The following is a 9,871-nucleotide window of genomic DNA, read 5'->3' on the forward strand; positions in this document are numbered from 1 at the left end:
CCACTACGGTTATCAACAGCCAGCATGGACAGCGTAGAAGAATCCACTAATTCCGCTGTCCGAAATACCCGCGGCAGGTCATCGGCGGGAGCCCGCGCATCGCGGCCCGATCACGGCTGATGAGGTCGTTGGGTCGGCCCTGGCGGGACCGGGAGAGACGGTTGTTCGCCGTGGGTAACCACGCGGTCAGTTGCTCGTTGAAGTCATCGGGCGAGGTGAACAAGCGCCCTGACATGAAACGCCCGCGGAAGAAACGATTCATGCGTTCAACCATGCCCTTGGACTCCGGATCGCGGGCCTTGAGCAGTTTGATCTGCGTGCCGAGAGTGCCTGCGAACGCGGCGGCTGGCTCGGTGAGTTTCCCTCGTCCGATGCCCGACTCGTTATCCCACGTTAACCGGGCCGGGACAGCTTCGGCTTCCCGAAGCAACGACCGCATCCCACCAAGCAGATCTGGCGTCGTCCGCGACGGCAACATGCGCGCCTGAATGAACCCGGAAAACGTCGACGTCATCACCAAAACCGGCGGCGCCGCCGCTTGGTCATAACCCATCGGCAGGTCCTCGTGCGGGAACCAGAGGTCACATTGAATCTGAAACCCGGGCGGGTGCACCAGTCGATCCGCAGGGTCCGGCACCGCATATTCTGGCCGGAGCTCGGCGACCTTGGCCCGAAACAACGACGGCGACCCCGACCAGCCCACCCGTTCGGCTGCTGTCGCGGCCGCCATCAGGGGCGTGGCCGCGAGCAACACCCGCACTTGGCTGGCGAATGCGTCGAAACTTGACCCCGTCGGCTCCCGTTGATACGTCGGCGACCGATCCACAGCCAACGCCCGATCGACCGTTCCGCGGGACACCCTCACCAGCCGCGCTATCTCCCGTTTCGAATGCTTCCCCGTCGAATGCAGGTGGCGGATCTCAGCCCAATCATCCAATTTGATCACCTTCCATAGTGGTTGGTGGCCCTGTTTTCAGTTGGCGTTTATGGCCCTATTTTCAGTCGGCGTTAACACCGCTCTAGCAACCTTCTGGTCCCGCCCTAATCGCGCTCGCAATCGCACCCTGGCAGCATCAACCTGGCGATGGTTCGAGGTCCCACGCCTCGAGTGGGAGCGTCGAATTGAAGCTAGGCCCTGAACTGCGCACACTTGTGGACGTCGAAAGTAGGCGGACGAGATCCCGAACGTTCACCCCAAAATGGTGGGTGCGGCGATGAGGCCCACCTTCGCGCTTCCAGCTATATTCGGAGTAGAAGCCGCGAGGGGGACAAAATGGTTGAGCGCGTGTCCGTGAATCCCCAACTCCTGACATGGGCTCTTAAACGATCAGGTCTAACCCCAAAAGACAAGCGCTACTCGCGATTTTCTGCGTGGGCAAACGGCATTGAGGAACCAACATTTAAACAACTTGAGGCGTTCGCTCACGCTACTCACGCCCCGCTGGGCTACTTGTTCCTCGATACGCCGCCCATCGAAACGGTTCCGATTCCGGACTTCAGGACGCTGGGTAACAACGGCATTGTTGAGCCGAGTCCTGACCTCCTTGAGACGATCTACGAGTGCCAAGCTAGGCAGGAATGGTTCAGACTCTATTCGGCCGATCAAGGCTACGAATCCTTGCCATTCGTTGGGAGCTCTTCCGTCTCGGATCCGGTCGAGCAAGTCGCCGATGAGATTCGTCGTGTTCTCGGTTTCGGGATGAACCAGCGAGCTCGATTCAGCCGTTGGGAGGATGCGCTTAGGCAGCTTATTGACGCCATTGAGGACCTAGGTGTGCTCGTAATGGTCAGCGGCATCGTTGGCAGCAATACGAAGCGAAGGCTGGATCCAGATGAGTTTCGAGGGTTTGCGCTCGCGGACCCCATGGCGTCGCTAATCTTCGTGAACGGCGCCGACACGAAGTCTGCTCAAATCTTCACGATGGTGCATGAACTAGCTCATATTTGGCTCGGAGACACGGCATTGTCCGACGCAAAGATGGCGGACGCCGTGACTAATGACCACGAGCTTTGGGCCAACAAAGTCGCCGCCGAAGTTCTGGTTCCGATCACGAGTATTCGCGCTGACTATCGAGGCGCCCCCGACACCGGGGAGCTTGAACGATTGGCTCGTCAGTACAAGGTGAGCACCCTTGTAATTCTTAAGCGAATCTTCGATGCGGGTTTCTTGCAGTGGGACGACTACCGCGACCGCTACTCGAAGGAACTTGATCGAATTCGTGGAATTATCGCTGCGCGCTCGGGTAGTGGCGGGGACTACTACAACACCCAGCCGCTTCGAATCAGCCGAAGCTTCGCCCGCGCTGTGATCGTTGACACTATGGAGGGGCGCACCTTGTATCGTGACGCATTCGGGTTATTGGGCGCGGCTAAGCGCAAGACATTTGAAGGTCTAGCGACCAGGCTTGGGGTTGCTTAATGTACTTGCTTGACGCCAACATCTTTATCCAAGCAAATCGCGCTCACTACGGTCTGGACTTTGTGCCGGCGTTCTGGAACTGGCTTGACCTGGCCAACTCGGGTGGGATCGCCCGAAGTATCCACAAGGTCGGTGGAGAGATCGCCGCAGGCACCGACAATCTCACCGCATGGGCGGGGACTCGATCGGGGCTCTTTCTTCCTATGGACGCGGCGTGCATTCCCAGCCTGAGAACTGTCGCAAATTGGGCTAACTCTGGATGGTTCACGCAAGCCGCTGTGAGCGAATTTCTCAGTGCAGCCGATTATGAACTCGTCGCCTACGCGCACGCTTATGGCCACACCGTTGTTACGATGGAAAAGCCAGAGCCAAACAGGAAGTCCCGGGTCAAGATTCCGGACGCTTGCATTGCGCACGGCGTCTCCTGGATGTCCCCGTTCGATATGCTCCGCAAGGAGCACGCGCAGTTCGTGCTCAGTGGAACGCCTTAACACCTCGGTCACGATAGGCGGTCGGCTTGCTGGGCAACGCGCAGTAGGCGAGTACCCCGCGATGGTGAGAATGGCTGCTTCCATATGTCCGTAGGCAGTAACTTCGCTCATTAGCCTTGGCGAGTGGACATCAACGACGAAGAGCTATCGCGCATTTTCGCGCACATGAAAGGGGAGAGGCTTCGCTCCGTGGGAAATCAGCAGCTCCGGGAAGCCCGGCAGCGGGGCATCGAAATCCGTGAACAGATCGACGAAGTGCAGGTAGTGCTTGGTGGAGTGATGGCAGCAGTAGATGGTCGTTTCGCACTGACACGGACGTTTCAACCGTCGACCATGATCCGCACGCAACTCCGTCTTGCGATCCACTACGTACAAGCTGCCGACGAAGGCGGCTTCCCGGGTGACAAGTCGCAGCCCCCGTCGCTATCGTCGTTCGTCGTCTTACGTGCGGCGATCGAATGCACGGCCAGCGCGCATTGGCTCTTGTCCGGAAAGAATCACCGGGAGAGCGTTGAACGAGTACTTAAGCGAATGTGGTGGGACACCACCAGTGCCGCTGAAATGGCGACAATCGCTGACGAAGAGGCTGACCGCACCGGACTGTTAGATCTGACAAAGCGGATATCTCAGATCGCCCGCCCCATAAAGGGTTTGGCCTCCAAAACGATCATGGAATCGAAGCGCATCCCGTTGTCAACGATTGTGGCTGACGCAGGCGCCGCGTTGCATCCGGACTACCCAACCATGATGCGCGCCGGATGGATGCTCTGCTCCGGGATCGCGCATGGCAACCTCGCCGTGTCCGCAGGCACGGGAGTTACAGCCGCATCCGTTCAGCAACCGTCGCAGCATCTGATTGACAACGGTTCATACGGACACATCTTCGCGGCCATCGTTGGCGACATTCATGCGACGGCGCAGCTGTTCGAGCGACGGGCAGCAGAGGCGCACGAGCATCAGCGGCCTGGCGCGACTTAGACTCGAGTCCAAACTCGAATTGCCCGACATCTCCGAGCGGGCTACTTACCGGCGAGTTTCGTCACGGCCTGAAGGGTCTGGAAGGCCGAAGACATCTGCGCCAACGAGGTCGTCGCCAACTAGTCTCGCTTCTCTCCGTCGTGGAAGCCCGAGTTAGACGAAGAGCGATTTCGGCCTTCAACAGGCTCGGCTAATCGTCCGAATAACGGCCATGCGCTGAGGACGTTATCGACCGAGACATGCGCTGTGTCTCTCCATTTCGAGCATTCCACTCAGAACCACATTCCCAGCGCCGATGAGCCGTCTGTCCCGGAGATCGAACAGACCGTCCCGCAGCGTCCAGAGGAAGATATCGCCGCCGCCCCGTGGGCGAAACCGGATGTCGAAGATCACAGCGGGCAGCGGGCGAAAACACCCCCGGCGGCGGGGATGCAATAGCCCCAATTGGGACGTGTCATTTGCGAAAATCCGTTCCGATCCAGCCAGTACGCTGATGGCCGGACTGGGCAGCCTCGATCACCGTTGATCGGGCGCGGTCTCGACGAGCAGGCAGCCTGACCGCCGACACCGGCTTCCTGCGAAATAGGGTTCCGGGCGACTGCCCTCGGCCCCATACTCGAAAGGCCACGCCTCTTGCAGATCGAGGACCCGGCTGTTTCGTCGGTGACGAAACGGTGCAGCCTGGCGCTCCTCCTGAGTATGAGCGACCTGCAGAAATCCACCATCCAACGAATGGCCTCGACCCATTGCGTCCGGTGTGGCGCGGCGCTGCCGCCGGCCGCGAGCACCGGACGACCGCGCGTCTTTTGTGGACCCGGCTGCCGCAAAGCAGCGTACGACGACAGACGGGCTCGTAAACCGGAGGCATTTCACGTGCGAATTGTTGACCGTACTGTCGTGAAGACGGTTGAGATGATTCGGACCATCGATGAAGGGCACGACATCACCGAGTGCGTCCGACAGGTTTGCGGATCACCTCGGGCGGTTGCGAATGTCCTCGCCGCTCTGAATGGGTTGGTCCGTTCGGACACATTGCTGCTGGACAACAAATGGGCTCCCGCCCTGCGTTTGATCGTCGACTTGAACCGCGCCATTCAGAATGCTGCTGAGCGCGCAAGCCGGCGCCGTCGAAGCTGAGATCGTCGCGGGACTGGACCACGGAAAGGATCAAAATTCAGGCTCGCGGCATCTTGCCGGGTTCCGTCTAGAGAAAATACCCACTAGTAGTTTTAGTGAAATAACTCACTAGAAAGAATATGAGGATCACAGTGCCGGCTTCGACGATTTCTGAATCTGACGCAGTTGACCTGCTCATCGCGGCCGGTTTCGACGTGTCCGTGCGTTCCGACCAGCGTCGGGGCGTTGGCCTTCTTGTGAGCCGCGACGGCGAAACCGCTGCCGTGCAAGTGAAGCTGCGGCAAAAGACGATCTATGAATGGGACGCCCTGCATTTGCTTGAGAATGCCCACGAGCGTGTCTTGGTCGTCGTGCCCGTCGCAAGCCGCGGCCTCATCGACGCCGCGAAGCGCGATCGGCGGTTGGGCGTTGTATCGCTCAGGGATCGACTCCTTGTCTGGGACCGCGAGGAGATTCACTCGCCAGACGCGATCGTGGCGGCGCATGCGTCAGAGGCCGTGCCTGGTCGTCGACGCAACCCGTGGGGTCGCTGGGCAATCATGCGTGCGTACCTCCTCGACGGGGAGCCTCGATCCCAAGTCGAGCTGGCGAAGGAAGCCGGCGTGACGCAGTCTGCGGTGTTCAAGTCAAACAGCGCGCTCAGCGGTCTTATTGGCCGCAGTCCCAAGTGGCGTAGGGGTGTGTTGTCGGATAGCGTCGCATTTATTTCGCGGTTCGCGGGCTTGTCCATCTGTGGAGGTGCGCACGCGCAAGCACTTCCATGGCTACGGTTGTAACGAGCACAGTGATTGAGAGCGCGTGATGACGTACAACGTAATTCGAGTTCGCGCGACGCCTGGTGCCTCGCGCTCAGGGCACATGGGTGGCGTGGTCGTGGTTGTTGGTATCGCGGTGGCCGCGTGGATCTCTTTCGGCCGCCACCTCTTCGGGATCGGTGGCGACCTCACCATCATCTACGCGGCGACGCTGGGTGTGATTTTTGCCGCCTTGTTGGTGTTCACGGGGCTCGCGGTACGACGCACGGCACGTCGAGGGTTCGAAACTCGCGCGATAACATACGTGTTTTTCTTTGCATCAGGCGTTAGCGGACTCTTGTTGGGACTCACGCTTCCAGATTCAACACCTCGCGGTTTGCAGACAATCATCAGCGGACCCACACAGCCTGCGTTGGATATCGCTATTGGTATCGCGAACCCCCTGGGCGTTATCGGAATCGCGACCGCGATCATTGCGCTCGTGCTTTCGATTCGCGATTCGCGCGGGCGAATCACGCTTGTTGAGTCTTGGGGCGACGAGGATGACGGCGCCCTTGTCGACCCCGCGTAGCGGCAATTTGTTGCATCGACGCCGCTCCTGAAAGGCCCACGTGCAGCGGGTCAGGCCGGAAACACCGTTTAAGAGACAGCCCCCACCTAGGCTGAGCAGTATGACGGTCGAACAGGTTGAGCAAGGGCCTCGCCAAGTCGCGCGCACTGTTGAGGTGCCGGCTTCGGCCGAAGACGTCTTCGCGTTGGTGGCTGATCCGCACCGTCACGGTGAGCTGGACGGCTCGGGCACCGTCGGCGGTACGGTGTCGGGGCCGCGGCGGCTCACCCAGGGCGCAAAATTCTCGTTAGCGATGAAGCAGTTCGGCGTCCCGTATCGCATCACCAGCACGGTGACGCGTATCGAAGACGGTCGGCTTGTAGAGTGGCGTCACCCCGCGGGACACCGGTGGCGCTGGGAACTCACGCCGCTCACGCCCACGTCTACGCGCGTTACGGAGACGTTTGACTACAGCACCGTCCCAGCCGTTCAGGGAAAGGTCTATGAGCTGCTCGGCTTTCCTCGGCAGAACGCCGCCGGCATCGAAGCCACCCTTCGCCAACTCGCGTCGCGCTCCGCCCGCGCTTGACGTGAGGCCACCGGGCCGGAGTCGGTTACGCGGCCGTGATTACCAGCGCCATTGACTCGTGGGTCGTCCGGCTCAGGCGCCGGACCGCATGGTGGCGAAGTGCTCAGTGACTAGATCCCGCTTAGCGCTTCCGCATCCGCATCCGCATCTGCATCTGCATCTGCATCCGCCGCAACATTCTTCTGCACGGCGAACTGGGTCCGGTGCAATTCCTCATACCGCCCACCCACGGCCAGCAGTTCCTCGTGCGTACCGCGCTCCACGATCGAGCCGTCCTCAACCACGAGGATCAGGTCCGCGCTGCGGATGGTGGAGAGTCGGTGTGCGATCACCATCGCTGTCCGTCCCTTGAGCGCCTCGCTGAGGGCCGCCTGCACGGCTGCCTCAGACGTCGAGTCCAGCGCCGCCGTCGCCTCGTCGAGGATGACGACGCGCGGCTGGGCGAGCAGGAGCCTCGCGATGGTCATCCGCTGGCGCTCACCCCCGGACAATCGGTAGCCACGCTCGCCCACCATGGTGTTCAGCTGGTCGGGCAGGGACCGGATGAGCGGCTCGAGCCGCGCACGGCGGACGGCGTCCCACACCTCATCGTCGGACGCTTCCGGCCTCGCGAGGCGCAGATTGGAGAGGATAGTCTCGTGGAACAGGTGGCCGTCTTGCGTCACCATGCCCAGGGTGTGCCGCATGGAGGCGAAAGTGACATCGCGGACATCCGTTCCCGCGAGGCGCACGGCGCCGCTGTCGACGTCGTACAGGCGCGAGAAGAGCTGCGCAATCGTGGATTTGCCGGCACCGGACGAACCAACGAGGGCAACGGTCTGACCCGGCTCGATCCTGAAGGACACGCCGTGCAGCACCTCCTCGCCGCCGCGGGTGTCGAGCGTGGCAACCTCCTCGAGAGAGGCGAGGGACACCTTGTCCGCGGACGGGTAGGCGAAGCGCACGTTGTCGAACTCGACGGCCACCTGGCCTTCGGGAACGGCGACGGCGTCGGGCTTCTCCTTGATGAGCGGGTCAAGGTCGAGCACCTCGAAGACGCGCTCGAAGCTGACCACCGCGCTCATGATCTCCACCCGTGCGTTTGCCAGGCTGGTGAGCGGCGCGTAGAGGCGGGTGAGGAGAAGCGCCAGGGTGACCACATCGCCGGTATTCAGCTGGTTGGCTAGTGCGAGGGCGCCGCCGAGCCCGTACACGAGCGCGAGGGCGAGAGCGGAGACGAGCATCAGGGCGGTGTAGAAGACGAACTGCAGCATCGCGGTGCGCACCCCGATGTCGCGGACACGGGCGGCGCGGACGCGGAACTCCTCGGCCTCCTCGTCGGGCCGGCCGAACAGCTTGACGAGGGTGGCGCCGGGCGCTGAGAAGCGCTCGGTCATCTGCGTGCTCATGGCGGAATTGTGGTCGGCGGCCTCGCGGCGGAGCGCGGCGAGGCGGCTGCCCATGCGGCGGGCGGGTACCAGGAAGATGGGGAGCATGATCACGGCGAGAACCGTCACGAGCCAGGACGTGCTGAGCATGACGATCAGGGTGAGGATCAGCGCCACCAGGTTCGTGACCACGCCGGACAGCGTGCCGCTGAAGGCCTGCTGAGCGCCGATCACATCGTTGTTGAGGCGGCTCACGAGGGCGCCCGTTCGTGTGCGGGTGAAGAACGCGATCGGCATCTTCTGCACGTGGTTGAAGACGGCGGTGCGAAGGTCGAGGATCACGCCTTCACCGATCCGCGCCGAGTACCAGCGCGTCACGAGTGACACGGCGGCGTCGGCCACGGCCACGAGGGCGATGACGACGGCGAGATACACGATTGTGGTGACCGCGCCCTGGGCAACGATGACGTCGACCACCTGGCCGGCAAATACCGGCGTCGCGACCGCGAGGAAAGCTCCCACGATGGAGAGGGTGATGAAGATCAGCAGCTTGGACCGGTAGGGCACCGCGAACGTCATGATCCGCCGCACGGACTCACGGGAGAAGCCGTGCTTGGCGTCCCTGGCGGTCGAGATCTTGTTCAGCGAGCTCCAGGCCGCGCCTTCCATACTCATGATGGTTCCTTCCGTGGGTACCAGGCCAAGTTTAGATGGCGAGTTGCCCGAGCTCGGGGGTCTCCCCAGCGGCAACGAGCCGGGGTTTTTTCATGAAACGGCTCGCCCGGCAACGAACGTGTGGGCGGTGTTTGCAACGCGGCTGCCGAGGTGACGCGCGGTGCGCCGGTCAGCGTCGGCAATGACATACGCCCGCCAAAAGCGGTTCACAAGGTCATCATTTACCCATCACATTCATCACTAAATGACCCAAAACGATGACGTACAATTGGAGGCAGCGAACCGCCCGGTTCCCTGTAAATACAAGGGAATCCGCGGGTTTCCGGAGACATTCGGTAACGACATAATGAAGGCCAGAACCTCCAAGGGGTCGCAGGTTCGAATCCTGTCATCCCGATCAAAAGTCCGTTCGCGAAACTGTTCACGAAACGGCCCGGTCGGAACAAAAAGAAATCGCTCCTGAGGATTCTCAGGAGCGATTCTGGTTTAAGCGGGGTGTTCGTGGGGTTGGGTTGGCGATTCATCGACCGGGACCGTGTCGCCGGTGGTTTTTTGTGTTTTAGCGCGCGTCGGATTGTTCGTAATGCGGGGAGGCGTGCCCTCTCGGGCGGTAGTGGTGGCCTACGGGGCCTTTAGGTTCTTCGCGGTGGTCCGCCGCTGCCGTCGCCGTCTGAGCGTTTATGTTTGGTCGGCCGCTCCACATCGGGTGGGTAGGTGTCCGTGTAGGGATTATGGAATTCTCGGTCGCGACGCCGGACGAGTGAGACGTGAGGTTCGCCGTTGACCTGTTTTTTAGCGTCGACAGTTTCAAGCGGTCAATGCAACGATCGCGGCGTTGAAGACCTCGTGAGGAGTCTGCCGCTTTAAAGCTCTACGGGGGCGATTGTTGAGTTCGGTCACGATCTCCGCA

10 protein-coding genes are annotated in these 9,871 nt (G+C 61.3%); 8 read left to right on the forward strand and 2 right to left on the reverse strand.

What is annotated here, in order from left to right; genetic code table 11:
- Positions 1 to 46: 46 nt before the first annotated feature.
- The gene (locus CXY72_RS00435; RefSeq protein ID WP_146070975.1) at positions 47 to 865 is read right to left on the reverse strand and encodes an integrase core domain-containing protein; all 819 of its coding nucleotides are present in this window, start codon (positions 863 to 865) and stop codon (positions 47 to 49) included.
- A 408-nt stretch (positions 866 to 1,273) separates the two neighbouring features.
- Here CXY72_RS00435 and CXY72_RS00440 point away from each other — a divergent pair, with 408 nt between their 5' ends.
- From CXY72_RS00440 to CXY72_RS00475, 8 genes are all read left to right on the forward strand, one after another.
- Positions 1,274 to 2,419 (forward strand): ImmA/IrrE family metallo-endopeptidase, encoded by a 1,146-nt coding sequence (locus CXY72_RS00440; protein WP_104125771.1) that lies wholly within the window; start codon positions 1,274 to 1,276, stop codon positions 2,417 to 2,419.
- Positions 2,419 to 2,910, forward strand: a complete 492-nt coding sequence (locus CXY72_RS00445) for a DUF4411 family protein (protein WP_104125772.1) — start codon at positions 2,419 to 2,421, stop codon at positions 2,908 to 2,910. The genes CXY72_RS00440 and CXY72_RS00445 overlap by 1 nt, the downstream gene beginning before the upstream one ends.
- 123 nt (positions 2,911 to 3,033) lie before the next feature.
- The gene (locus tag CXY72_RS00450; RefSeq protein WP_104125773.1) at positions 3,034 to 3,888 is read left to right on the forward strand and encodes a hypothetical protein; all 855 of its coding nucleotides are present in this window, start codon (positions 3,034 to 3,036) and stop codon (positions 3,886 to 3,888) included.
- Between the two features lie 246 nt (positions 3,889 to 4,134).
- The gene (locus tag CXY72_RS00455) at positions 4,135 to 4,326 is read left to right on the forward strand and encodes a hypothetical protein (RefSeq protein ID WP_104125774.1); all 192 of its coding nucleotides are present in this window, start codon (positions 4,135 to 4,137) and stop codon (positions 4,324 to 4,326) included.
- 261 nt (positions 4,327 to 4,587) lie between these two features.
- The gene (locus CXY72_RS19060) at positions 4,588 to 5,025 is read left to right on the forward strand and encodes a hypothetical protein (RefSeq protein WP_158252403.1); all 438 of its coding nucleotides are present in this window, start codon (positions 4,588 to 4,590) and stop codon (positions 5,023 to 5,025) included.
- Positions 5,026 to 5,144: 119 nt separating this feature from the next.
- The gene (locus CXY72_RS00465) at positions 5,145 to 5,801 is read left to right on the forward strand and encodes a hypothetical protein (protein ID WP_104125776.1); all 657 of its coding nucleotides are present in this window, start codon (positions 5,145 to 5,147) and stop codon (positions 5,799 to 5,801) included.
- Positions 5,802 to 5,826: 25 nt separating this feature from the next.
- Positions 5,827 to 6,351 (forward strand): hypothetical protein, encoded by a 525-nt coding sequence (locus tag CXY72_RS00470; protein WP_104125777.1) that lies wholly within the window; start codon positions 5,827 to 5,829, stop codon positions 6,349 to 6,351.
- 100 nt (positions 6,352 to 6,451) lie between these two features.
- Positions 6,452 to 6,919 (forward strand): SRPBCC family protein, encoded by a 468-nt coding sequence (locus tag CXY72_RS00475; RefSeq protein ID WP_104125778.1) that lies wholly within the window; start codon positions 6,452 to 6,454, stop codon positions 6,917 to 6,919.
- A gap of 110 nt (positions 6,920 to 7,029) precedes the next feature.
- Here the strand turns inward: CXY72_RS00475 and CXY72_RS00480 are convergent, their stop codons facing one another.
- Positions 7,030 to 8,961 carry an ABC transporter ATP-binding protein gene (locus CXY72_RS00480; RefSeq protein ID WP_104125779.1) on the reverse strand — a complete coding sequence of 644 codons (1,932 nt, stop codon included), beginning with the start codon at positions 8,959 to 8,961 and terminating at the stop codon, positions 7,030 to 7,032.
- Positions 8,962 to 9,871: the final 910 nt, after the last annotated feature.

Source organism: Cryobacterium sp. Y57 (genome assembly GCF_002929505.1).
Lineage (GTDB): Bacteria > Actinomycetota > Actinomycetes > Actinomycetales > Microbacteriaceae > Cryobacterium.

Excerpts from the sequence above, each read along its gene's own strand:
- CXY72_RS00440 (WP_104125771.1), top strand. The coding sequence starts at position 1,274 with ATGGTTGAGCGCGTGTCCGTGAATCCCCAACTCCTGACATGGGCTCTT.
- CXY72_RS00480 (WP_104125779.1), bottom strand. The coding sequence starts at position 8,961 with ATGAGTATGGAAGGCGCGGCCTGGAGCTCGCTGAACAAGATCTCGACC.
- CXY72_RS00465 (WP_104125776.1), top strand. The coding sequence starts at position 5,145 with ATGAGGATCACAGTGCCGGCTTCGACGATTTCTGAATCTGACGCAGTT.
- CXY72_RS19060 (WP_158252403.1), top strand. The coding sequence starts at position 4,588 with ATGAGCGACCTGCAGAAATCCACCATCCAACGAATGGCCTCGACCCAT.
- CXY72_RS00470 (WP_104125777.1), top strand. The coding sequence starts at position 5,827 with ATGACGTACAACGTAATTCGAGTTCGCGCGACGCCTGGTGCCTCGCGC.
- CXY72_RS00445 (WP_104125772.1), top strand. The coding sequence starts at position 2,419 with ATGTACTTGCTTGACGCCAACATCTTTATCCAAGCAAATCGCGCTCAC.
- CXY72_RS00475 (WP_104125778.1), top strand. The coding sequence starts at position 6,452 with ATGACGGTCGAACAGGTTGAGCAAGGGCCTCGCCAAGTCGCGCGCACT.